Genomic DNA, 23,550 nt, shown 5'->3' with positions numbered 1-23,550 from the left:
ACAGGGCCTGGCCTGCTCAAGGTCAATCCCGCTTCGCTTGCCACCCGCTATGCTTGTTACATGGCCCCACTGCAAAAGGATTGCTGTCCATGTCCCCGTTTTTGTCCCTGTTCGTGCCGGTTTTCCTGTTCCTGCTGTTGCTGACCGTTGGTTTCAGCATGCGCGAACGCAGTATCGGTGTGCTGATGATGTGGATCGGCACCTTGGGCATCTTTGGCCTGACCTGCTGGAAGATCCTCGAGAAACTGCCGACATAAACCTCTACACTCGGGCAATCGTTTGACCTGAGGTAGATTTGCCAGTGCCTGCCCTTCTGCGTTTCCTGTCCCTACTGTTCTTGCTGTTCATCACCCCGGTGCAGGCAGCGGGCCTGCCCAGCCTGCTGGGCAGCAGCGCGCCCGCGCAGCCGGAGGCCACCGAGCCACTGGGCAAGTCGCTGGACGAGGTGATCAAGAACCTCGAGAACGACCAGCAACGGGCCAAGCTGCTGGCCGACCTGAAAAAACTGCGCGATGCCACCCGGCAAACTCAGCCCAGTGTCGAGCAAGGTGTGCTCGGCCTGATCGGCGGTGCGCTGAGTGACTTCGAAAAACAGTTCAGCGGCGATGCCAGCCCGTTCCACCGCTGGGCGGCGGAAATCGAACAGGCCCAGGTCGAGCTGACCGAGCTGATGGTGCCGGTGCACCAGTGGCCGGCCATCCTGTTCGGCTTTGCCGCGGTGATTGCCGTGTGGAGCCTGCTGGCCTACTTCTTCAACTGGGTCGGCCACCGCATACGCCTGCGGTTTGGCCTGAGTGAAGAACTGCCGCAACACCCACGCACCTGGGACCTGGTGCGCTTTGCCTTGCGCAAGCTGGGCCCCTGGCTGGTGGCGCTGGTGTTCACCGTGTACCTGAGCTTCGTGCTGCCGCCGTCACTGGGCAAATCGCTGGCCATGGTGCTGGCCTACGCGCTGGTGGTGGGCACCTGCTTCTCGGCGGTGTGCGTCATCGCCTTTTCGCTGCTCGACGGCCCGCACCGCCACCGCGCCCTGCATATCCTGCGGCACCAGGCGTTCCGGCCGCTGTGGCTGATCGGCAGTTTCGCCGCCTTTGGCGAGGCCATGAGCGACCCGCGCCTGCTGGTGGCATTGGGTACCCACCTGGCGCATGCGCTGGCAACCCTGGCCAATGTGATTGCCGCCCTGTGTACCGGGCTGTTCATCCTGCGCTTCCGCCGGCCGATCGCCCACCTGATCCGCAACCAGCCGCTGTCCCGGCGCCTGACGCGGCGCACGCTCAGCGACACCATCGAGATCCTTGGCAGCTTCTGGTTCATTCCCGCACTGATCCTGGTGGCGATTTCACTGTTCGCCACCTTCGTTTCTGCCGGTGACACCAGCACCGCGCTGCGCCAGTCGCTGATGTGCACGGTGCTGGTGGTGGTGTGCATGGTGCTCAATGGCCTGGTGCGGCGGCATGCAGCCAACCCCAAGCGGGCGGCCAAGCGCCAGGCGGTGTATGCCGAACGCCTGCGCAACTTTGGCTACCTGCTGGTGCACATCCTCATCTGGCTGCTGTTCATCGAGCTGGGCCTGCGCGTGTGGGGCCTGTCGATGATCACCTTCGCCGAGGGCGACGGTCACGACATCAGCGTGCGCCTGCTGGGGCTGGCCGGCACGCTGATCGTCGCCTGGCTGGTGTGGATCCTGGCCGACACCGCCGTGCACCATGCCTTGGTACGTTCGCGCCGGGGGCTGGCCAATGCCCGCGCGCAAACCATGATGCCGTTGATCCGCAACGTGATGTTCGTGGTCATCTTCATCATTGCCGTGATCGTGGCCCTGGCCAACATGGGCATGAACGTCACCCCGCTGCTGGCCGGTGCCGGCGTGATCGGCCTGGCCATCGGCTTTGGCGCGCAGTCGCTGGTGGCCGACCTGATCACCGGGCTGTTCATCATCATCGAAGACTCGCTGGCCATCGACGACTACGTGGATGTCGGCGGCCACCTGGGCACCGTCGAGGGGCTGACCATTCGCACCGTGCGCCTGCGCGATATCGACGGCATCGTGCACACTATTCCGTTCAGCGAAATCAAGAGCATCAAGAACTACTCGCGGGAGTTCGGCTACGCGATCTTCCGGGTGGCGATCCCGCACAGCATGAACATCGACCAGGCCATCACGCTGATTCGCGAAGTCGGGCAAAAACTGCGCAACGACCCACTGATGCGCCGCAATATCTGGTCGCCGCTGGAGCTGCAGGGGGTGGAAAGCTTCGAGTCGGGTTCGGCGGTGTTGCGGGCACGGTTCAAGACCGCGCCGATCAAGCAGTGGGAAGTGTCGCGGGCGTTCAACCTGGCGCTGAAGCGGCAGCTGGACGAGGCCGGGCTGGATCTGGCGACGCCACGGTTGTCGGTGCAGGTGGTGACCGCTGGGGGTGGCGGGATGGCGGAAACCGGTTCCTCCAGTTAGCGCCTCTTCGCGGGCTTGCCCGCTCCCACAGGGTAATCATAGTGTTCAAGGCCTGTGCAGTACCTGTAGGAGCGGGCAAGCCCGCGAAGCAGCCAACACCCTAGCCCGCTTGGGCACGAATACGAATGGCATCATGCCGCCAATACTCCAGGTCACAGTCGATCAGGTGCCCATACTGGTCGCTGTTGACCCGGGTAATGTGCAGACCCGGGCTCCCCGCCGATACTTTCAACGCCCCCGCCGCTTCGACCGGCAATGCCGTGGGCAGGATCTCGAAACACACCTGCCCATACTCGATGCCATACACCCGCCCATAAATCTCGGTCAGCGACTGCGCCAGGTCGTGCTCGAGGATGTCCGGAAAATACCGGGGGTCGAGGTAGTGCTCGGCATACAACACTGCCCGCCCATCAATGCGCCGCAACCGGCAGATGCGCACCACACTGGACAACGCTGGCAACTGCAGGCGCGCGCAGATGGCCGCCGGGGCTGGCTGCAGCCGCGCCGACAGCAGCTCGGTGCTGGCCACGCGCCCCTGGGCGCGCACCATGGCATGGAAGTGGCTGCGTTCGATCAGGTCGTAGGTCAGGCGCTGCGGCGCCACAAACCAGCCGCGCCGCTCTTCGCGGTAGATCAGGCCCTGGGCTTCCAGCTGCACCAGCGCTTCACGCAGGGTAATGCGCGTGGTGCCGAACAGCTCGCTCAGCCGGCGCTCGGCCGGCAACTTGCCGCCCGGCTCCAGCAAGCCGTGCTCGATCTGCTCCTGCAGGGCATGGCAGATGGCTGTTACCGCACGCGGGGGCGTCGACTGCATCAAAAGGTTACCTATCTGGACTAGTCCAGCCCCACAAAGGGGCCTGTGAAGATTAGTGCAGCCTAGGCAGGGCTGATGAATATCCTGTGACAAGCGCCTGCCGCGACCCTTGCCAGAAACGCGCCAAGGCCGCCCGACCGGTTGAATTCCGTGGTCTACGCTTTAGTCGCAGGGCCGTTGCCGGTGTTTCCCTACATCAAATTGTCACGCAAGCGGCCTACCTTGGCTCAAGGTTTGCTGACCTAGACCAACGGTCCAGAACACCCCTCACTCCTAACAACGATCGCTACAGGCACCCATACCAAGGAGCTTCGGATGAAAAAGTTGTTCATGGCGTCACTGCTCGGTTCGGCCATTACCCTGTGCACCTCGGCGCTGGCCGCCGGCCCTGACCTCAAGGCCCTGGAAGACGCCGCCCGCAAGGAAGGCACCATCAACAGCGTGGGCATGCCCGATGCCTGGGCCAACTGGAAAGGCACCTGGGAAGACCTGGCCAGCAAATATGGCCTCAAGCACAGCGACACCGACATGAGTTCGGCGCAGGAGCTGGCCAAGTTCGAGGCCGAGAAAGACAACGCCAGCGCCGATATCGGTGACGTGGGCGCCGCCTTCGGCCCGATTGCAGTGGCCAAGGGTGTCAGCCAACCGTACAAGCCCAGCACCTGGGACCAGGTGCCGACGTGGGCCAAGGATGAAGATGGCCACTGGGCACTGGCCTATACCGGCACCATCGCCTTCATCATCAACAAGGATTTGGTCAAGGAAGGCGATCGCCCAACCACCTGGCATGACCTGGAGAAGGGCAAGTATAAAGTCGCCATCGGTGACGTCGGCACCGCTGCCCAGGCGGCCAATGGCGTGTTGGCGGCAGCCATTGCCTACAAAGGCAGTGAAAGCAACATCGAACCCGGCCTGCAACTGTTCACCAAGCTGGCGCAGCAGAAGCGCCTGTCCCTGGCGAACCCGACCATCCAGACCCTTGAAAAGGGTGAAGTTGAAGTGGGCGTGGTATGGGACTTCAACGGCCTGAGCTACCGCGAGCAGATCGACCCCAAGCGTTTTGAAGTGCTGATCCCGGCCGACGGCTCGGTGATTTCCGGCTACACCACGGTGATCAACAAATACGCCAAGCACCCCAACGCTGCCAAGCTGACCCGTGAATACATCTTCAGCGACGCCGGGCAGATCAACCTGGCCAAGGGGCACGCCCGGCCGATCCGGGCCGAGCACATGAAGTTGCCGGAAGACGTGCAGGCCAAACTGCTGCCCAACGAGCAGTACAGTGCGGCGCAGCCGATCAAGAATGCCGAAGCCTGGGAAACGACCTCGAAGAAGCTGCCGCAATTGTGGCAGGAGCAGGTGATCATCGAGATGGAATGAAGAAGCTTCAAGTTTCAAGTTTCAAGTTTCAAGTTTCAAGTTTCAAGTTTCAAGTTTCAAGTTTCAAGTTTCAAGTTTCAAGTTTCAAGTTTCAAGTTTCAAGTTTCAAGTTTCAAGTTTCAAGTTTCAAGTTTCAAGCTGCAAGTGGAAGCCGGTGAGCGCCATGCGGGCTTCTTCTTGCAGCTTGTAGCTTGCAACTTTCAGCTTTCAGCTTTCAGCTAGAACCGCCTGCAGCTCATTGGGAGCCACCATGCAACACAACGTCATCCTGGTCCTGCTCGACGGCCTCAACTACCAGGTCGCTCACCATGCCATGGGCCACCTGCACGCCTATGTCGAGGCCGACCGCGCCGCGCTGTACCGCGTGGAATGCGAATTGCCATCGCTGTCACGGCCGTTGTACGAATGCATCCTCACCGGCGTAGCGCCCATCGACAGCGGTATCGTGCACAACGGCGTCAACCGCCTGTCCAACCAACGCAGCGTGTTCCACTACGCGCGCGAGGCCAACCTGGGCACGGCGGCAGCGGCCTACCACTGGATGAGCGAGCTGTACAATCGCTCGCCTTTCGACCCGCAGCGCGACCGCCACACCCACGCCCCGAAGCTGCCGATCCAGCACGGGCTGTTCTATTGGGACGACCGTTACCCCGACTCCCACCTGCTGGCCGACGGCGAGTACCTGCGCCGGCGGCACGCCCCGAACTTTCTGCTGTTGCACCCCATGAGCATCGATGATGTCGGCCACCATCATGGCCTGGACAGCAGCCAGTACCGCAATGCCGCGCGCAGCGTGGACATCCTGCTGGCCGACTACCTGCCAGGCTGGCTCGAAGAGGGCTACCAGGTACTGGTCACTGCCGACCACGGCATGAACAACGACCGCTCGCACAATGGCTTGCTCACCGAGGAACGCGAAGTGCCGCTGTTCGTCTTTGGCGAAGCCTTCAGCCTTGACCCGGCCGCCAAGCCACAGCAGACCGAGCTATGCGGCACCATCTGCGAGCTGCTGGGCGTGGCGCATGACAAAACGGTATGCAAGGAGTTGCTCAAGTGAACCGCAGCCGCTACCTGGCCTTGCTGTGCCTACTGCCGTTCGCGGTGTTCTTCGTCATCTTCCAGATCGCCCCGCTGGCCTGGGTGGCGATCAACAGCCTGCAATCGGAGGCTGGCTGGGGCCTGGCCAACTTCAGCAAGGTGTTCACCTCGAAGTTCTACCTGCAGGCGTTGCAACGCAGCCTGGAGATCAGCTTCTGGTCGAGCCTGTTCGGTATCGTCATCGCGACCCTCGGTGCCTATTCGCTGCGCCAGGTAGACTCGAGGCTGCGCGACTTCGTCAGCGCTTTCGCCAACATGACCAGCAACTTCGCCGGGGTGCCGCTGGCCTTTGCCTTCATCATCCTGCTCGGTTTCAACGGCGCACTGACCCTGCTGCTGAAGCAGATCGGCCTGCTGGAAGACTTCAGCATCTATTCCAGAAACGGCCTGATCCTGGTGTACACCTACTTCCAGATCCCGCTGGGCGTGCTGCTGCTGTACCCGGCATTCGACGCGCTGCGCGAAGACTGGCGTGAATCGGCAGCACTGCTGGGCGCCAGCCACTGGCAGTTCTGGCGGCACATCGGCCTGCCGGTGCTGACCCCGGCCCTGCTGGGCACCTTCGTCATCCTGCTGGCCAATGCCCTTGGCGCGTACGCCACCGTGTACGCGCTGACCACTGGCAACTTCAACGTACTGCCGATCCGCATCGCTGGCCTGGTGGCCGGTGACATCAGCCTCGACCCCAACCTGGCCAGCGCGCTGGCAATGGTTCTGGTAGGGCTGATGACGCTGGTCACGGTGGTGCACCAATGGCTACTGAAACGGAGCTACCATGCGCGCTGAAACCCGTGCCGGCGGCTGGTACCACCGCGCCGTGGTGTACCTGCTGTTCCTGATTCTGCTGTTGCCCCTGGCCGGCACCCTGCTCTACTCGCTGGCCACCAGTTGGTCGGCCAGCCTGCTGCCCAGCGGCCTGACGTTCAAGTGGTACATCGCGCTGTGGAGCGAACCCCGCTTCCTGGCGGCGTTCGGCCAGTCGCTGCTGGTCTGCGTGGGGGCGCTGCTGCTGTCGGTGGTGCTGATCCTGCCCTTGTTGTTCGTGGTCCACTACCACTTCCCCAGGCTGGACGGGCTGATGAACATCCTGATCCTGCTGCCCTTCGCGGTACCGCCGGTGGTGTCGTCGGTAGGGCTGCTGCAGCTGTACGGCAGCGGGCCGATGGCCATGGTCGGCACGCCGTGGATCCTGATCGGCTGCTACTTCACCATCGCCCTGCCGTTCATGTACCGGGCGATCACCAACAACCTGCAGGCCATTCACCTGCACGACCTGATGGACGCAGCCCAGCTGCTGGGCGCCAGCACCTGGCAAGCCGCACTGCTGGTGGTGCTGCCAAACCTGCGCAAGGGCCTGATGGTGGCGCTGCTGCTGTCGTTCTCGTTCCTGTTCGGGGAGTTCGTGTTCGCCAACCTGCTGGTCGGCACCCGCTACGAGACCCTGCAGGTGTACCTGAACAACATGCGCAACAGCAGCGGCCACTTCAACAGCGCGCTGGTGATTTCCTACTTCGCCTTCGTGCTGGTACTGACCTGGGTTGCCAACCGCCTGAACAAGGACAAGACCTGACATGAGCTTCGTCAGCGTACAGCAATTGCACAAGAGCTATGCCGGCAACCCGGTTTTCGAGAACATCGACTGCCACATCGAGCGCGGCGAATTCGTCACCCTGCTCGGCCCCTCCGGGTGCGGCAAGTCCACGCTGCTGCGTTGCATCGCCGGGCTCACCCCGGTGGACCGCGGGCAGATCCTGCTGGACGGCCACGACATCGTGCCGCTGAGCCCGCAGCAACGCGGCATCGGCATGGTGTTCCAGAGTTACGCGCTGTTCCCCAACATGACCGTGGAGCAGAACGTTGCCTTTGGCCTGCGCATGCAGAAGGTCAAGGCCGAGGAATGCCAGCGGCGCGTGCGCGAGGCACTGGACCTGGTCGAGCTGGGCACCTTTGCCGGGCGCTACCCGCACCAGTTGTCGGGCGGCCAGTGCCAGCGCGTGGCCTTGGCCCGCTCGCTGGTCACCCGGCCACGCCTGCTGCTGCTCGACGAGCCGCTGTCGGCACTGGATGCACGTATCCGCAAGCACCTGCGCGAGCAAATTCGCGCGATCCAGCGCGAACTGGGGCTGACGACCATCTTCGTCACCCACGACCAGGAAGAGGCGCTGACCATGTCCGACCGTATCTTCCTGATGAACCAGGGGCGCATTGTGCAAAGCGGCGATGCCGAAACCCTTTACACTGCGCCGGTGGACCTGTTTGCCGCAGGCTTTATCGGCAACTACAACCTGCTTGACGCCGACAGCGCCAGCCGCCTGCTGCAACGCCCGATAGCCTGCCGCCTGGCGATCCGCCCGGAATCCATCACCTTGGGCCTGGCGGGTGAGCGCGACGCCGAGGTACGCAGCCATAGCCTGCTGGGCAACGTGATCCGCTACCGCGTTCAAGTGCGTGGCGTGGAACTGGTGGTCGACGTACTCAACCGCTCGCCGGCCGACCTGCATGCAGACGGGCAACGGGTGAGCCTGTCGATCGACCCCACGGCGCTACGCGAAGTGGCCTAAGGAGATGCAACACGATGGCATTGGCAATTTTCGATCTGGACGAAACCCTGATCCACGGCGACTGCGCGTCGCTGTGGAGTGAACAGATGGCCCGGTTGGGCTGGGTCGATGGCAAGGAATTCCTGCGCCGCGACCATGAGCTGATGGAAGCGTACGGCAAAGGCCACCTGCAGATGGAGGACTACATGGCCTTCAGCCTGGAGCCGATAGCCGGGCGCACCCTGGAGGAAGTCGAGCATTTGGTGGAGCCGTGGGTTGAAGAGGTGATCGAACCGATCATCTACGGCGACGCCTGCCGCTGCATTGCCGAGCACCGCAAGCGCGGCGATCGCATTCTGATCATTTCCGCTTCGGGCACGCACCTGGTGGGGCCGATTGCGGCGCGCCTGGGCGTGGACGAATACCTGGCGATCGAGCTGGAGGCGGTGAACGGGGTGTATACCGGCAACACCCATGGGGTACTGACCTACCGCGAAGGCAAGATTACCCGGCTGCTGGAGTGGCTGGACCAGGAGCAGGAGAACCTGGAGGGGGCGAGCTTCTATTCCGATTCGAGGAATGACCTGCCGTTGTTGTTGAAGGTGGATCACCCGTATGCGGTGAACCCGGATGGGGTGTTGCGCGAGCACGCCGAGAAGAACGGCTGGCCTGTTTTGAGTTGGACTTGAGGACCATGGGGGCGCTTCGCGACACAAGGCCGCGCCTACAGGCAAATGCAAGCTCCTGTAGGAGCGGCCTTGTGTCGCGATGGGCTGCTCAGCAGCCCCGGCAACCTCAAGCCAGGCTCGGGTCGATCACCATCACCAACTTGCCCGACACCTGGTTGGTCTCCAGCTCGGCATACGCCGCCTGGGCAAACTCCACAGGGTAGGTATCGACCAGTTGCGGCGACAGGCGCCCTTCGCTGAACAGCGGCCACACCTGCTGCTGCAACTCGCGCAGCAACTCGGCCTTGAAGCTGTCATCACGGTTGCGCAGGGTAGAACCGGTGATCCCCAGGCGCTTGCCCAGTACCTGAGCCAGGTCCAGCTCGAACGTGCGGCCGCCCATCAGGCCGATGATCACCCAGCGCCCGTCACGGGCCAGCAGTTTGAGGTTGAGCTCACCATAGCTGGCCCCCACCGGGTCGAGAATCACGTCGAACGGGCCCAGCCCTTCCAGCGCGTCGAGGTTCTGGTTACGCACCACGCCACCTGCTGCGCCCAAGGCCTGGCAATAGGCCAGGCGGTCCGCCGAGCCGACGCTGACCCAGACCGGGCTGCCAAACGCCTTGCACAGCTGAATGGCCGCCGAGCCGACGCCGCTGGCACCGGCGTGCACCAGGACCTTCTCGCCTGCCTTCAGCGCACCAAGCTGGAAGATGTTCAGCCAGGCAGTGGCGTACACCTCTGGCAGTGCAGCGGCTTCATGCAGGCTAAGGCCTTCGGGCACCGGCAGTACGTGGCGGGCGTCGACCACCACTTCCTCGGCCATGGCACCGCTGGCCAGCAGCGCGCAGACCCGATCACCCACGCGCCAGGCTGCGCCAGCGCCCACTTCTTCGACTACCCCGGAGCACTCCAGCCCCATGTACGGGCTGGCACCTGGCGGCGGTGGGTACAAACCTTTCATCTGCAGCAAATCGGCGCGGTTCAACCCCGCCGCAGCCACGCGGATGCGCACTTGGCCCGCGTCACAGGTCGGGCGTTCGGCCTCGACCCAGGTCACATGTCCGTCAACGCCTTGCAATGCCTTCACAGTGCCTCCATAGTTGAATCATATGACCGAGCCTGGGATCGTTGTGCCCAGGCTTTTTGCAGTATGCGCCCGGCTCTTCTGGAACCGGCGAACGGAAAAGACGGCCTACTATGCGTGATCAATTGCCCCCACGTCGAATCAGCATGAAGCATTTCCTCCCAAGCACCGCCCTGGCCATGATGATCGGCCTGGGCAGCCTCGCGCTCGGCGGCAATGCAGCGGCCGCCAATAAATGGGACAGCCTGCAACCCGACCGCGACGAGATCGTCGCCAGCCTCAATGTGGTGGAGTTGCTCAAGCGCCACCATTACAGCAAGCCGCCACTGGATGACGCCCGTTCGGTCATCATCTATGACAGCTACATCAAGCTGCTGGACCCGGCGCGCAGCTACTTCACCGCGGCCGATATCGCCGAATTCGACAAGTGGAAAACGCAATTCGACGATTTCCTCAAAAGCGGCAACCTCGACCCGGGCTTCACCATCTACAAGCGCTACCTCGACCGCGTCAAGCAACGCCTGGACTTCGCCCTGGCCGAGCTGAACAAGGGCGTGGACAAAATGGACTTCACCACCAAGGAAACCTTGCTGATCGACCGCAAGGACGCGCCATGGCTGAAGGACCAGGCCGCGCTTGACGACCTGTGGCGCAAACGCGTGAAAGACGAAGTGCTGCGCCAGAAGATCGCCGGCAAGGAGCCCAAGCAGATCCAGGAAACCCTGACCAAGCGCTACAAGAACCAGCTGGCGCGCCTGGACCAGACCCGTGCCGAAGATATCTTCCAGGCCTACATCAACACCTTCGCCCAGTCCTACGATCCGCACACCAACTACCTGTCGCCAGACAACGCGGAAAACTTCGACATCAACATGAGCCTGTCGCTGGAAGGTATCGGCGCAGTGCTGCAAAGCGACAACGACCAGGTCAAGATCGTGCGCCTGGTGCCGGCCGGCCCGGCAGCCAAGACCAAGCAGGTGGCACCGGCAGACAAGATCATCGGTGTCGCCCAGGGCAACAAGGAAATGGTCGACGTGGTCGGCTGGCGCCTGGATGAAGTGGTCAAGCTGATCCGCGGCCCGAAAGGCTCGGTGGTGCGCCTGGAAGTCATCCCGGCCAGCAACGCACCGAGCGACCAGACCAGCAAGATCGTGTCGATCACCCGCGAAGCGGTGAAGCTGGAAGAGCAGGCGGCAAAGAAGTCGGTGCTCAAGCTCAAGCAGGACGGGCGTGACTACAAGCTGGGCATCATCGAGATCCCGGCCTTCTACCTGGACTTCAAGGCCTACCGCGCCGGCGACCCGGAGTACAAGAGCACCACGCGTGACGTGAAGAAACTGCTCACCGAGCTGCAGAAAGAGAAAGTCGACGGCGTGGTCATCGACCTGCGCAACAACGGCGGCGGCTCGTTGCAGGAAGCCACCGAACTGACCAGCCTGTTCATCGAGAAAGGCCCGACGGTGCTGGTGCGCAACAGCGATGGCCGGGTCGACGTGCTGGAAGACGAAAACCCGGGTGCCTTCTACAAAGGGCCGCTGGTGCTGCTGGTCAACCGCCTGTCGGCATCGGCCTCGGAGATTTTCGCCGGTGCCATGCAGGACTACCACCGCGCGTTGATCATTGGCGGCCAGACATTCGGCAAGGGCACCGTGCAGACCATCCAGCCGCTCAACCATGGCGAGCTGAAGCTCACACTGGCGAAGTTCTACCGGGTATCCGGGCAGAGCACCCAGCATCAGGGCGTACTGCCGGACATCGACTACCCATCGATCATCGACACCAAGGAAATTGGCGAAAGCGCCCTGCCCGAGGCCATGCCTTGGGACACCATTCGCCCGGTGGTCAAGCCCGCTGCCGACCCGTTCAAACCGTTCCTGGCGCAGCTCAAGGCTCAGCATGAGGCACGTAGCGACAAGGATGCCGAGTTCACCTACATCCGCGACCGCCTGGCCCTGACCCAGAAGCTGATGAACGAGAAAACCGTCAGCCTCAACGAGCAGGACCGCCGTGCCCGCCACGACGAGATCGAGGCGAAACAACTGGCGCTGGAAAACACCCGCCGCAAGGCCAAGGGTGAAGAACCGCTCAAAGAGCTGAAGAAAGAGGACGAAGACGCGCTGCCGGCCGAGGATGAAAACACCAAGCCGGAAGACGACGCCTACCTGGCGGAAACCGGTCGCATCCTGATCGACTACCTCAGCGCCAGCAGCAAAGTGGCCAAGAAGTAAGGCCGCTGGCTGTCGCGACATAACAAGGGCCGGGCATGCAAATGCCCGGCCCTTTCATTTCGTGCCTGCTTGGCTAAAACCCGGTGCAGCTGGCGATCAGGCGCTTTCGGGGTAGCTGTATTCGAACACCCGCACCACTTCGGAAGCATGCCACGACGCGGCCTCCATACCGTCGATCGGGCCGGAGAAGCGCCCCAGGCGCTCTACGCATTCGAAAAAGCCGGTACGCGGCAAGCGGCTGGCGCCCTGGCTGATGACCAACGAACTGCGTAGCGGTTGCTCGGCACGCGCGTCCAGCACCGCCAGGTATTCCAGCGCAGCGGTGAGTGTCTGCATGGCCGGGCTGGGCAATTGCAAGCGCTCGATCAGCGCTCTGTAAGTCAGCAAGTGACGTTGACGGCGGGCCAGGTCAAGCTCGCCCAGCAGGTTGTCCCAATGCTGACGGCTGATCCTGACCTGGCTCATGATGGCTCGCTCCAGCCCGCGACCCCCAGGTGCCAGGCCAGGGCACGGCGGATGGCGGCATCCGGGTGGCGTTCGCCTGATTCGATCATGGCCAGGTAGGCCGGGCTGACCCCAACATTACGCGCCAGTTGTTCAGGCGCGATGCCCTTGGCCTGGCGGATCTGTGCAACTTCACTGAACGCCGGCAGCGCTGCAACGGCTGCGGCGGGAGCCGGCTCGCTGGCAGCGGCCTCGGCAGGTGCCTGCCCTGCAGCCTGCAGCAGCGCCTGGTACTGCTCCCAGGGAACCACGGCGTACTCGGGCTGACCGTCGCGGCTGATGACCTGAATACCCATTACAAACCCCTTCAACAAGGATTACAGCATGCAATCCATACGGCCTATCTGGGGGAGCCGGCATAGGCGTTGCAACACAGCGCGGCGACCCTGCCCTCTCATCCAACCGGATGACAGCCAATAGCGAACGGCAATCGGGCTGCTCCCCTTCTGTTATATCTCATTGTAAGAGATTTCCAGCAGGCGTGCTTGAGAGCGGGTATCGACACACGAGGTCGGCCCCCAATGAATGTCAACGCCAGCTTGCAATCGCTGAAGCACCCACAGAATCAGAAAACAAGTATCAAGATGGATCGTTGGCTTCCCTGATCGGAGCGCCGATACATTGATTGAAGACGAGCTCCAAAGCCTGGTCATTGCCTTGAAAAGACTCGATATTCGCCGCTACCCACTGCTCCTGGCCAACCCGTCCCCAGGTAATCTCGAAACCAGCGTTCACGACTAGCCATTCAAACAGAACACGTTGGGCCCGACCATTACCTTCACGGAAGGGATGAGCGACATTCAATGTTCCATACGATTGAGCAACGGAAACCACGAGCGAATCACGAGAGTAGCCTTCAAACCAGCCCGCCCGCGCCATTCTGGAAAATTCTTTCGCTACCTCTGGCTCGATACGGTCCGGTACACAGAAGTGGCTATGGCCCTTGCTGATCTTTACGGATCGAGTTTCTCCAGCCCAACTGTAGATACTGGAAAACAGACAGCGGTGAATTCGTTTTAATGTACCTAGATCGTATGGAGGCTCTTCGAACTCCAGCTGCGATGCCGCTACCTGGGTGAGGTAACGCTCAGCATCAGCCAGATCCTCTGCATTGCGCAGGTTGAGAATGTTCTTCAGGACGTCCGTGTCAGGATAGCAATCAGGGTCTTGATAAACCCCATACTTGTCGACACTCAAGCCTTGAGTTGCCGCACGGCTTCGCGTGCAGCAGCACGGGCAGGCAACTTCGCTTTGCCGTCGTCTGGCGGCACGATAAAGCCTTCAAGGCGCAGGCTGCTGTCGAAATTCGCAGTGCGATGCTTGGCGAACCACGCTTTTTTGGCGTGCAGGCTTAGCTTGTCCATGGACGAGTCTCTAATGTCTGTAGGTGTCATTGTAGCCGACAGACTCCAAGCCAGGCCAGCTACCCAAAAGTTCGGTTTTACCGGGTATTGCGCTCCAGGCGCAGTGCTTCCGGTGTCGCGGGCAGCCGCTCGACCACGCGTAGCCGCTCGGGTGCCTGGCTGTCGCGCCAGGCCCTGAAGCGGGCCAGTTCGTCGGCCACGGTTTTCAGTACCCAGCCCAGCACTGCGATGTCGTCGAGGAACCCGACGCCCAGCAACCAGTCGGGGATAGCGTCGATGGGGCTGACGAAATACAGCAGGCCAGCGACGATGGTCACCAGCGCCTTGGGGCTGATGGCGCGGTATTCGCCGCGCCACCAAGCCAGGCACAGCGACTGCAGCAATTTAACGTCGTCACGCAACTGGCCAAGGCGTGGGCCTTTGCGCGCCACGGCGAACAGCAAGGCCGGCAACCGGCCGCGGCTGAGCAGGCGCTCGGCCAAGGGCAGGAAACGGGCGAAATTCCAGGGTGCGCTCATGGAACCTCCGAGAGGGAAAAGGTTATCCACATTTATTGTGGATAACCTTGTGAACAGGCCACAGTTTCTGACCCTGGGTGCCTGCCAGGCAAGGGCCCCGGTCAGATCGGGCGTTTTTTACACAGTCGTTACAGGCTGTTGCTACCAGCGCCGCGAGCGACTTGCGTCAGAAGCGTCCTACTTCTTCACGCTGCATTTCCTCGGACAGTATCAGCAGTGGCAGGTTCGTCCAAGCAGCTAAAACGAAAACGCCCCGTAAAGACGGGGCGTTTTCGGCAAACAGCCAGTATTACTTGGCAGGGGCTTCGGCAGGCGCTTCAGCGGGGGCTTCAGCGTCCGGCTCAGCGCCTTGCAGCTGGGCCGGGTCCTTGATGGCGATCAGTTCAAGATCGAACACCAGTACCGAGTTGGCCGGGATCAGCGGGCTTGGGCTTTGTGCACCGTAGGCCAGTTCAGCCGGGATGAACAGCTTGTACTTCTCGCCAACGTGCATCAGTTGCAGGCCTTCGACCCAACCCGGGATGACGCCGCTCACCGGCAGGTCGATGGGGCTGCCGCGCTCGACGGAGCTGTCGAAGACCTTGCCGTCGATCAGCTTGCCTTCGTAGTGGACAGTCACCACGTCGGTCGGCTTGGGCTGCGGGCCGTCGGCCTTCTTGATCACTTGGTACTGCAGGCCCGAAGCGGTGGTGACGACACCCGGCTTCTTGGCGTTTTCCTCAAGGAACTTCTTGCCGGCAGAGGCGGCTTCTTCGCTGGCCTTGGCCAGGCGCTCTTCGGCACGTTTCTGCAGCGAGGTGAAGGCCTCTACCAGCTCTTCATCCTTGATACGCTGTTCTTTCTTGCCAACGGCGTCCTCGATACCGAGGGCGACTGCTTTGGAATCAAGGTCTTCCATGCCTTCCTGAGCCAGGCTCTTGCCCATGTTCAGGCCGATTCCGTAGGAGGCTTTCTGCGCCGGGGTCTTCAGCTCGGGGCTGCTGGCCTGTTGATCACAGCCAGCCAGTACCAGGCCAACCAGGGCAACCGCAGCCGCCAAACGATGCTGTTTCATGTCATTTCCTTGTTCATGCGCCATAAGGGCAATCAGGGTAGAAGCCGCGAGCTTATCAGGCGTCCCCAACCCATGGCTACCGGCATAAGAGCCAACAAAGAGGGAATAGTTCCACAGCCTCGCGCACGGCAGAACGGCCTGGATCAATGCAAAAAATCATTCGTCACGCTTTGTGTCGACCAAGATATACCAGAACGCTATCATCTGCCGCTTTCGGGGTACTGGCCCAAGTGCGGCCCAGCTATCCAGACCAGGCTTCAGGGATGCACGATGAGATGGGACGGCGCAGTAACTTTCGGTGAGTACTGGCTGGGCTACACCGGCAAGTCCGACCAGACTGCCGCCCACGCCCATGTCGCTATCCAGTTATGCATCGGCCTGCGCCATGACATCACCGTGGAGTTTGGCACGCAGACCCTCAGCGCCCCCGGGGTACTGATCGGGCCTTCGGTAGACCACAGGTCACTGCCCAACCCTGACCGCGTCGCTTTTCTGTACTTCTACCCAGATGCACCACTGGGCCGTGCGCTCAAAGCCTTGCTTGATGAAAGCGGTAAGACCGCGGTCAGCCAGGACATCGTCGATTGCGTGCGCCAAGCCGCCTGCTTTCATGAGGTGGTGGCTGCCTTGGAACTCAAGCTGGTGCCACCAGAAAGCTTCGACCCGCGGCTGACCAATGCACTGCACCTGCTGCGCCAGGACTGGGCGGGCATTGGCGCGGTATCCCGCGCGGCCAGCGCGGTGGGCCTGTCCAGCCCACGTCTGCGCTTTTTTGCCACCCGGCAGATGGGTGTGCCGCTGTCGCAGTGGATCATCTGGCGCAAACTGGAGCGTGCCTGCCACGCCCTTGCACATGGTGCCAGCCTCAGCGACGCAGCGATCGCCGGTGGTTTCGCTGACCAGGCCCACCTTACACGCATGATGCGACGCATGGTCGGCATGTCACCAAGCCGCGTTGCCATGGTGCTGCGCAATACAAGCGATTCGTTCAAGAAACCGCAGTTGTAAATCGCCATCATCCCCTCCAGCCCGCGCCAACCGGGGTCTCCACCACCAGGCGCCGGGTCGCTTGCCGGCCGCCTGTAACCATGGGCACTCAGGTCGGCTTTTTTAATCGTTCCGGTCCTTGGCCCCCCGCGGCTGTCTGGCAGTCGGGCGCCGTGGCACATGCCACTTCATCAACCTAGCGAGCAAGGAGTGCTAGCCCATGTCAGGACCCTCACGGCTGACTGTTTTCCTTACCGGCGGCGCCGGCGTACTGGGCGATACCCTTATCGACCAACTGGCCGACCGCTACCACCTGGTCTGTCTGACCCGTCGCAGCAGCATCCGCCATCCCGGAGTGGAAACCTTGCGCGGGGATATTTGCCAACCACGTCTGGGGCTTTCCAGTGCGGACTACCTGGCCCTGATCAAACGTGTCGACTGGGTCATCCACTGCGCGGCTATCACCCGGCTGGATGGCCACGCCGAAGCAGTATTCTCGGTCAACTACCAAGGTACCGAACAGGTGCTCGAGTTCGTCCGCGACGCCGATGTGCCGCTGTACCACATCAGCACCGCTTTCACCCACCCATGCGCCTACCACCCCGGAGTCATGCCTTCGACCCCGTACGAAGTGGTCAAGCGCCAGGCTGAAAGCTTGGTACGTGAGGCCGGCGTGGCGGTGTCGATCTTCCGCCCGTCGATCATCATCGGCGACAGCCACAGCGGCCACATGCCGATGCTGCAAGGCTTCCACCTGACCATGGGGCTGATGATGTCGGGCTATCTGCCAATCATCCCGTGCCCAGAAGACGGACGTGTAGACGTGATCGCCCGCGACGTGGCTGCGGCAGCCATAGCCAGCGCATTGGACCAGCGCCTGATCGGCGACGACTATTTTCTTAGCAACGGTCCTCAGGCGCTGGATATCCGTACCCTGCTTGACCTCATGTGCGCCGAAATGCACGACCAAGGTAAGCCCTTCCAGCGCCCGCGCTGCATGAACCCGGACATCTACGAACGCCTGGTGCGCCCGGTGTTCCTGCCAGCCCTGGAAGAGAACATTCGTGCCGCCCTGGGTCGCGCCACCCAACTATGCCGCTACGCCAGCCTTCTGCAGCCGCTGCCCAGCTCGCTGGATCAACTGCTACCTGCCCAACGCCTGGCGCTGCGCTCACCGCGCCAGGAGCTGGCACTGACTTTGGCGCGACTGTCGCCCAAGCTATCGGCCATGCAACGCATGCTGAAGATTCCGGCAGCGGGTACAAGCCGTGGCGAACTGGCCATGGAGGCCTGAACGATGAACAGCTTCACCGCCCTGCCTGAAGGGCTCAATGGCGAGCGTGTGCGCGCGCAGTACCGTGACCATGTCAACGCTGGCTATGCCCGTCTGGCAGCAATGATGAACCTGCCTGTAGAAGTGGCCGGCGAAGGCGCCTACCTCTTCGACATGGACGGCAATCGCTACCTTGATGCCGGAGGCTATGGCGTATTCCTACTCGGCCATGCACACCCGCGCGTGGTCGAACCAGTCAGCCGCCAGTTGCACAGCCACCCGATGGCTAGCAAGCTGCTGCTCAACCCGTTCCAGGCCCAGGCCGCTGCAGCCCTGGCTGCAGTTTGCCCTGCACCGCTGCAGTACGTTTACTTCTGCAACTCCGGGACCGAAGCCACTGAGGCCGCCCTCAAGCTGGCCTGGTTGAACGGCTGTAAGCAAGTTATCTCGACCCATGGTGGTTACCACGGCAAGACCCTTGGGGCGCTTGCAGTAACCGGGCGCGAGCTATATCGCTCACCATTCGACGACCGCTTGGGCCACAGCCACTTCGTGCCATTTGGAGATATCGAAGCGCTGCGTAAGCAGTTGCAGGCCCAGCCCGAGCGCGCCTGCGTGATTCTCGAGCCTGTGCAGGCCGAAGCCGGGGTGATCGTGCCTGCCGCAGGCTACCTGCAACAGGTGCGTCGGCTGTGCGACCAGTACGGCGCGGTGCTGATCGCCGATGAAATTCAGTCCGGCTTGGGCCGCACCGGGCGCTGGTGGGCCTGCGATCACGAAAGCGTTACCCCGGACATCCTGCTTGTCGGCAAAAGCCTGTCTGGGGGCTGCGTGCCGGTTAGCGCCATGGTCTGCACGGCCGACATGCAGGCCCCGCTCAACCGCAACCCGCTGATGCACACCACCACCTTCGGCGCCAACCCGTTGGCTATGGCGGCAGTGATGGCGACCTTGCAAGTGATGCAACTTGAACAGGTGGTGCCACGTGCAGCCGCCCTGGGCGAACGCCTGCAACTGGGTCTGGCGGACATTCTCGGGCAACACCCGCGGGGCGCCGAAGTCCAGTTGCGCAGCGCCGGGCTTTTGATAGGCGTGGAGTTCACCGATGCCGGGTTGGCGGCAAATATGGTCATGCACCTGATCGACCAACGCATTGTGGTCAACCACTCGCTCAACGCTCATCGGGTTATCCGCCTCACTCCGCCCGCCCTGTATAGCGATAGCGACGTTGAATGGCTACTCGGCGGTTTCGCCCGCGCCCTTGCCCGTACCTTTGAATAGGACAACGAAATGAAAGAAGTCAGCCTGAATGCCCATGTTCCCAGCCAGAGTGCCGAGCAGGTGTACGCCGCCATCAGCAACTTCAGCATCTATCCACAGTTATGTAAGTCGGTGCGCAACATCGAGATCGAAACGGTCCATGAGCACGAGGTTTTGAGCAACTGGGAAGTGAATTTCCACAGCGGCATCCTCAAATGGCAGGAACGTGACGTCTTCGACCCAGCCAACCTGCATATCCATTTCCGCCAGACAGCGGGCGACATCGACCACTTTTCCGGCTCATGGCAAGTCAGCGAAACCGCCGAGGGCGCCAGCATCGCCTTCAACTCCTGTTTCGATCTGGGTCTGCCGATGCTCGCCGACATGCTCGACCCGGTGGCCCGTCAGGCGATCCGCGACAACATCAGCGCCATCATCCATGGCCTGTTCCCGAACAGCCAGATCAAGGATTGATGTCATGCCTCTGTCACTCCTGCACAACGCCCGGGAAACCCTGCATCGCTTTGCCCCGGACTTTGCCAAGCTGCTGACCGAGCTGCCGTTCGAACAGCGCGAGGCCGCGGATAGTCCAGTAGTGGACTGGTTCAAACACACCGGGCCGGTAGCCTTGCTGGTGCCCCAATCTGGGGGCGGCCTGGGCGCCACCGCCCGTGAAGCATTGCAGGTGCAGCTGGCCCTGGGCGCCCTGTCGCCTTCGCTGGCAGTGGCCAGCACCATGCACCAGTTTTCCGTGGCCAGCCTGGTAACCGTTGCCACTAAAAGTGCAGGTACGGAAGGCCTGCTGTTGTCAGCGATTGCACAGCAACGCCTGTTGCTGGCCTCTGGCTTCGCTGAAGGCGTACCCGGCGGCGGCATCCTGGATGCCGGCATGGAGGCCGTACAATTGGCCGATGGCGTACGCCTGAGCGGCAGCAAGCAACCGTGCAGCCTGAGTCGCTCGATGGACCTGCTGACCGCAAGCTACAGCCGCGCCACCGAACACGGTGACGAACTGATGATCGCCCTTATCCCTGCCACCGCCCCCGGTATCAGCCATCACCCGTTTTGGGCCAATACTGCCTTGGCCGCAGCGCAGAGCCTGGAATTGCGGCTGGAAGATGTTTATGTGAGCAACAAGATGATCTTCTCTGCCGGGCTGAAATCGCAATTGGGCGACGTACAGACGATCGGTTTCATCTGGTTCGAGCTGCTGATCAGTGCCAGCTACCTGGGTGCTTGCATGGGGCTGGTGGAATGGGCCATCGACGAACGCCGCTGGAGCGACCATCAACGGGTACAACTGGCCTGCCAGCTGCAGTTGTGCCTGAGTGCGCTGGAGGGTCTGGCCCACGAGGTCGATCACTCGCAAGGCAACGCCGATGACTTGCTGGCGCGCCTGTTGCTGACGCGGTACGGCATCGAGCAGCAACTGGCCAGCGCCTCCGACCTGGCCCACCAGATGCTCGGCGGCCTAGCCTTCATTCGCTCGAACTTGGGCTGCGACTGGCTGGCAAGTACTCGCGGCCTGCAATTTCACCCACCCGGCCGCTTCAGCATGACCGCCAACCTTGACCACTATCTGCAAGGCGCCACCTTCAGCATTGCCAATGGAGCCCCCCTGTGAAACTGCTAAACAAGATCGTCGTTATTACCGGCGCCGCCCGCGGCCTGGGCCTGGAAACAGCGCGCAAGCTCAAGCGCCAAGGGGCAACCGTGATCGGCATCGACCGACTCGAACCCGACACGGCACTGAATTTCGATGCCTACTACCTCCTCGACCTGTGCGACCGCGAACGCCTGGACGAAACCGCCGACTCGATCCTCGAACGGTTCGGCGACATCGATATCCTGGTCAACAACGCTGGGGTGCTGACACTGGAACGCGGCGAATCGGGGGTCAACGAAGACGTGCGGCGCGCGCTAGAAGTCAATTTGCTGGCACCCTGGCATCTGACCTCACGGTTGTTGCCGGCACTGCTGCGCAAGTGCGGCAAGGTGGTCAACGTGTCGTCGCTGTTTGCCCTGGTTAACGCACCTTATGTGGCCGCCTATGCCACTAGCAAGCGAGCCATTAGCGCCTATTCAGATGTGCTTCGCATGCAGTACCCAGGGCAACTGGACGTGGTTACGGTATTCCCCGGTTTTATCGACACCGCCATCCACGACCCGGCCGAACGGGTCGGCCTGTCAGTCAAGCGCCTGGTCAGCTTCAAGCGCGGCGAGCGCGTCCTGCTGTCGCTGGAAGAAAAACTCGACGACGCTAGCGATGGTCTGGTGCGTGCCTGCACCCAGGATGGGCTGCGTAACCGCGGCCTGACGCTCCTAGGCAGCTTGGCCATGTATACCGCGCGCTGGCTGCCGAGCCTGGTCGATGCCTTCATCGGCATGCGCCTGCGCAGCCTGAGCAAGGCCGGGCAGTTGACCCTCAAGCCCGAGCTAATCGACTGAGAATAGGCCGATGACGCAACTGGCACTGGACAAACCCACGCTACGCCCGGCCCGCGACTTGCTGACGACGTCGCCGCTGGAAACCGCCTTGGTGGTCGGCTATGCGCTGCTGTTGTTTGCCGCCCCCTTGGGGCTGCTGGTGGCCACCCTCGAGCTGGCCCCGCAGGCATGGCCGCTGGCTATACCGCTACTGCTGCTGGCGGCGTACGGCCTCTTCCTGCAAGGCATCCTCGGCCATGAAGGTTTCCACTTCAACCTCAGCGACAACCGCCTCAACAGCTGCCTGCTGGCGGTGCTGTTGAGTTCGATGCTCGCGGGGTTTTGTGTGACTGGCTACTTCGTCGACCATTGGCAGCACCATCGCTACAACGGTAGCCCCAAAGACCCCGACTGGCGTTTGCTGCGGCGCTACCGCTTGGCCCTGAGCCGGCTGCTGGTATCGCGCCTGCACGCCACTGCTTGGTACCTGCTGCAAACTGTGCGCCTGGCCCTACCCCGCGCCAACGTCAGTGGCACTCTACCGTTACCAGATCGGCAGATCCGCTTGCTGGCCAGGGCCAATCTGGCCTGCCAAGTGTTGTGGCCTACCCTGTGGCTGCTGCTGGCCGCAAAGTGGCCGTTGCTGTTGCCGGCCATTGCCGGGTGCCTGCTGTTGGCCCTGCTGATTTCGGCCCTGAACGCCTATCAGGAGCATGCTTTCGAAGCCAGCGTCGTCATGCCGGTGGCGCGCTCGCGCACTGCTCGGCTGAGCACCTGGCTGCACTTGGGCTCAAATTACCACCTGGAGCATCACCTGTACCCGCGGGTGCCGTGCTGGCGCCTGCCACGCCTGCATCGGCAACTGGTCGCCAGCGGCTGGTACGAAGGCCGCCAGGCACTGCTGGAACCGCATTTCTTCGGCGCTTTGCGCTACTGCAAGGCACGTTTTCCGTACGCCGGCGCCTGGCAGGCAATGCCACCGCGAGGCAATCACGGGCAGTGATCAACGCCCCCCGAGCCAATTTCACACTCAAGGAAAAGAGTATGTCTTTCGACGTAGATGAACTGATTGCAAACGAACGCCGCACCCTCCTGGCACACCCTCTGTTCACCCGCATAAGCACCTTGGATGACGTGCGCCTGTTGATGGAGAACCACGTCTTTGCCGTGTGGGACTTCATGACGCTGCTCAAGCGCATCCAGCGCGACCTGACTTGCGTCAGCCTACCGTGGTTGCCACCGCGGCATATCATTGCCGCCCGGCTGATCAACGAAATAGTCACCGGCGAGGAAACTGACGAGCACCCTGAGGGTGGTTTTATCAGCCACCTCGATCTCTACCTCAGCGCCATGGACGAGATTGGTGCAGACACCGGCCCATTTCGCCAGTTCCAGGCGCTGCTGCAAGCCGGTGTACCGCTGGCCCAGGCGCTGACTATGGTCGATATCCCACTGCCGGCCAAAGTGTTCGTCAGCAAGACGCTGGATGTCGCCCTGCATGGTTCCACCGAACAGGTACTGGCGTACTTTTTCTTCGGCCGCGAAGACATCATCCCCGACATGTTCGGCGGTCTTCTGCAACGTTGGGCCATCAATGAAGCCAGCGTGCCAATGTTCACCTACTACCTCAAACGTCACATCGAGATGGACGGCGATGATCACGGCCCTGCAGCCAAACGCATCATTGCCGAAATCGTCAGCGAACCGGCGCAACGGCAGACACTTGCGAAAAGCGCCGCCGACGCGCTGGTCGCTCGCACAGTACTTTGGGATGGGGTACTGGAGCAGTTGCAGCAGCGTGGGAGCGCGACCCTACAGGCCACCTGCGTGGCTGCCGCCAGCTGAGCATCACGGCCCTGCCTGTGCGCACCTGCGACAAAAGCCACAAGCAAG

25 protein-coding genes are annotated in these 23,550 nt (G+C 62.1%); 17 read left to right on the top strand and 8 right to left on the bottom strand.

Features of this window, described 5'->3' with window-relative positions; all coding sequences use genetic code 11:
- The first annotated feature begins 89 nt into the window (after nucleotides 1–89).
- Together DMX12_RS29495 and DMX12_RS13515 are read left to right on the top strand one after the other, a co-directional pair.
- Nucleotides 90–257: a hypothetical protein gene (locus tag DMX12_RS29495; protein ID WP_009686254.1), complete on the top strand. Its 168-nt coding sequence runs from the start codon at nucleotides 90–92 to the stop codon at nucleotides 255–257.
- 44 nt (nucleotides 258–301) lie between these two features.
- Nucleotides 302–2,455, top strand: a complete 2,154-nt coding sequence (locus tag DMX12_RS13515) for a mechanosensitive ion channel family protein (RefSeq protein WP_054912951.1) — start codon at nucleotides 302–304, stop codon at nucleotides 2,453–2,455.
- A gap of 100 nt (nucleotides 2,456–2,555) precedes the next feature.
- On the opposite strand, the gene DMX12_RS13505 is transcribed toward DMX12_RS13515, so the two are convergent.
- Nucleotides 2,556–3,269, bottom strand: a complete 714-nt coding sequence (locus DMX12_RS13505; protein WP_054912940.1) for a UTRA domain-containing protein — start codon at nucleotides 3,267–3,269, stop codon at nucleotides 2,556–2,558.
- A 315-nt stretch (nucleotides 3,270–3,584) separates the two neighbouring features.
- Between DMX12_RS13505 and DMX12_RS13500 the strand changes: the two genes are divergently transcribed.
- The 6 genes from DMX12_RS13500 to DMX12_RS13470 all read left to right on the top strand — a co-directional run bounded on the left by DMX12_RS13500 (nucleotide 3,585) and on the right by DMX12_RS13470 (nucleotide 8,976).
- Nucleotides 3,585–4,649, top strand: a complete 1,065-nt coding sequence (locus DMX12_RS13500; RefSeq protein WP_110678066.1) for an ABC transporter substrate-binding protein — start codon at nucleotides 3,585–3,587, stop codon at nucleotides 4,647–4,649.
- 250 nt (nucleotides 4,650–4,899) lie between these two features.
- Complete coding sequence (locus tag DMX12_RS13490; protein ID WP_110678064.1) at nucleotides 4,900–5,706, top strand: alkaline phosphatase family protein; 807 nt, start codon at nucleotides 4,900–4,902, stop codon at nucleotides 5,704–5,706.
- Entirely contained in the window at nucleotides 5,703–6,533 is an 831-nt protein-coding gene (locus tag DMX12_RS13485) for an ABC transporter permease (protein WP_371928263.1), read from the top strand. Before DMX12_RS13490 ends, DMX12_RS13485 begins: the two co-directional genes overlap by 4 nt.
- A complete protein-coding gene (locus tag DMX12_RS13480) occupies nucleotides 6,523–7,317 on the top strand; it encodes an ABC transporter permease (RefSeq protein WP_009686246.1) in 795 nt (264 codons plus the stop codon). Before DMX12_RS13485 ends, DMX12_RS13480 begins: the two co-directional genes overlap by 11 nt.
- Nucleotide 7,318: 1 nt before the next feature.
- Nucleotides 7,319–8,308 carry an ABC transporter ATP-binding protein gene (locus DMX12_RS13475; protein WP_110678062.1) on the top strand — a complete coding sequence of 330 codons (990 nt, stop codon included), beginning with the start codon at nucleotides 7,319–7,321 and terminating at the stop codon, nucleotides 8,306–8,308.
- Nucleotides 8,309–8,322: 14 nt separating this feature from the next.
- Nucleotides 8,323–8,976 (top strand): HAD family phosphatase, encoded by a 654-nt coding sequence (locus DMX12_RS13470; protein WP_029885876.1) that lies wholly within the window; start codon nucleotides 8,323–8,325, stop codon nucleotides 8,974–8,976.
- Nucleotides 8,977–9,082: 106 nt separating this feature from the next.
- Here the strand turns inward: DMX12_RS13470 and DMX12_RS13465 are convergent, their stop codons facing one another.
- Nucleotides 9,083–10,045 (bottom strand): NAD(P)H-quinone oxidoreductase, encoded by a 963-nt coding sequence (locus DMX12_RS13465; protein WP_110678060.1) that lies wholly within the window; start codon nucleotides 10,043–10,045, stop codon nucleotides 9,083–9,085.
- A 143-nt stretch (nucleotides 10,046–10,188) separates the two neighbouring features.
- Between DMX12_RS13465 and DMX12_RS13460 the strand changes: the two genes are divergently transcribed.
- Nucleotides 10,189–12,270 (top strand): carboxy terminal-processing peptidase, encoded by a 2,082-nt coding sequence (locus DMX12_RS13460; protein WP_167524230.1) that lies wholly within the window; start codon nucleotides 10,189–10,191, stop codon nucleotides 12,268–12,270.
- A gap of 96 nt (nucleotides 12,271–12,366) precedes the next feature.
- Here the strand turns inward: DMX12_RS13460 and DMX12_RS13455 are convergent, their stop codons facing one another.
- The 6 genes from DMX12_RS13455 to DMX12_RS13430 form a co-directional block, all read right to left on the bottom strand.
- On the bottom strand, nucleotides 12,367–12,735 hold the full coding sequence (locus DMX12_RS13455) for a hypothetical protein (RefSeq protein WP_009686241.1): 369 nt from the start codon (nucleotides 12,733–12,735) through the stop codon (nucleotides 12,367–12,369).
- Nucleotides 12,732–13,070 carry a helix-turn-helix transcriptional regulator gene (locus DMX12_RS13450; protein ID WP_054890369.1) on the bottom strand — a complete coding sequence of 113 codons (339 nt, stop codon included), beginning with the start codon at nucleotides 13,068–13,070 and terminating at the stop codon, nucleotides 12,732–12,734. The genes DMX12_RS13455 and DMX12_RS13450 overlap by 4 nt, the downstream gene beginning before the upstream one ends.
- 283 nt (nucleotides 13,071–13,353) lie before the next feature.
- Nucleotides 13,354–13,971 carry a Fic family protein gene (locus DMX12_RS13445; protein ID WP_110678058.1) on the bottom strand — a complete coding sequence of 206 codons (618 nt, stop codon included), beginning with the start codon at nucleotides 13,969–13,971 and terminating at the stop codon, nucleotides 13,354–13,356.
- Nucleotides 13,968–14,138, bottom strand: a complete 171-nt coding sequence (locus DMX12_RS13440) for a YhfG family protein (RefSeq protein WP_110678056.1) — start codon at nucleotides 14,136–14,138, stop codon at nucleotides 13,968–13,970. The genes DMX12_RS13445 and DMX12_RS13440 overlap by 4 nt, the downstream gene beginning before the upstream one ends.
- Nucleotides 14,139–14,215: 77 nt before the next feature.
- On the bottom strand, nucleotides 14,216–14,656 hold the full coding sequence (locus DMX12_RS13435) for a YkvA family protein (RefSeq protein WP_029885873.1): 441 nt from the start codon (nucleotides 14,654–14,656) through the stop codon (nucleotides 14,216–14,218).
- Nucleotides 14,657–14,945: 289 nt separating this feature from the next.
- A complete protein-coding gene (locus DMX12_RS13430; protein WP_110678054.1) occupies nucleotides 14,946–15,710 on the bottom strand; it encodes an FKBP-type peptidyl-prolyl cis-trans isomerase in 765 nt (254 codons plus the stop codon).
- Between the two features lie 270 nt (nucleotides 15,711–15,980).
- On the opposite strand from DMX12_RS13430, the gene DMX12_RS13425 reads away from it, so the two are divergent.
- The 8 genes from DMX12_RS13425 (at nucleotide 15,981) to DMX12_RS13390 (ending at nucleotide 23,502) form a co-directional block, all read left to right on the top strand.
- The gene (locus DMX12_RS13425) at nucleotides 15,981–16,718 is read left to right on the top strand and encodes an AraC family transcriptional regulator (RefSeq protein ID WP_110678052.1); all 738 of its coding nucleotides are present in this window, start codon (nucleotides 15,981–15,983) and stop codon (nucleotides 16,716–16,718) included.
- Between the two features lie 199 nt (nucleotides 16,719–16,917).
- On the top strand, nucleotides 16,918–17,991 hold the full coding sequence (locus tag DMX12_RS13420) for an SDR family oxidoreductase (RefSeq protein WP_110678050.1): 1,074 nt from the start codon (nucleotides 16,918–16,920) through the stop codon (nucleotides 17,989–17,991).
- Nucleotides 17,992–17,994: 3 nt separating this feature from the next.
- Nucleotides 17,995–19,251 (top strand): aspartate aminotransferase family protein, encoded by a 1,257-nt coding sequence (locus DMX12_RS13415; RefSeq protein ID WP_110678048.1) that lies wholly within the window; start codon nucleotides 17,995–17,997, stop codon nucleotides 19,249–19,251.
- A 9-nt stretch (nucleotides 19,252–19,260) separates the two neighbouring features.
- Nucleotides 19,261–19,704, top strand: a complete 444-nt coding sequence (locus DMX12_RS13410; RefSeq protein WP_110678046.1) for a type II toxin-antitoxin system RatA family toxin — start codon at nucleotides 19,261–19,263, stop codon at nucleotides 19,702–19,704.
- A gap of 4 nt (nucleotides 19,705–19,708) precedes the next feature.
- A complete protein-coding gene (locus DMX12_RS13405; protein ID WP_110678044.1) occupies nucleotides 19,709–20,854 on the top strand; it encodes an acyl-CoA dehydrogenase family protein in 1,146 nt (381 codons plus the stop codon).
- On the top strand, nucleotides 20,851–21,678 hold the full coding sequence (locus DMX12_RS13400) for an SDR family oxidoreductase (RefSeq protein ID WP_110678042.1): 828 nt from the start codon (nucleotides 20,851–20,853) through the stop codon (nucleotides 21,676–21,678). The genes DMX12_RS13405 and DMX12_RS13400 overlap by 4 nt, the downstream gene beginning before the upstream one ends.
- Before the next feature lie 10 nt (nucleotides 21,679–21,688).
- The gene (locus tag DMX12_RS13395) at nucleotides 21,689–22,660 is read left to right on the top strand and encodes a fatty acid desaturase (RefSeq protein WP_110678040.1); all 972 of its coding nucleotides are present in this window, start codon (nucleotides 21,689–21,691) and stop codon (nucleotides 22,658–22,660) included.
- 41 nt (nucleotides 22,661–22,701) lie between these two features.
- Nucleotides 22,702–23,502, top strand: coding sequence for a DUF3050 domain-containing protein (locus DMX12_RS13390; RefSeq protein WP_110678038.1), 801 nt, complete (start codon nucleotides 22,702–22,704; stop codon nucleotides 23,500–23,502).
- Nucleotides 23,503–23,550 lie beyond the last annotated feature (48 nt).

Origin of the sequence: Pseudomonas sp. MB-090624 (assembly GCF_003205245.1) — a bacterium.
GTDB lineage: Bacteria > Pseudomonadota > Gammaproteobacteria > Pseudomonadales > Pseudomonadaceae > Aquipseudomonas > Aquipseudomonas juntendi.
The sequence above is the reverse complement of the archived record's forward strand: the minus strand, read 5'-3'. Positions and strand labels throughout refer to the sequence as shown.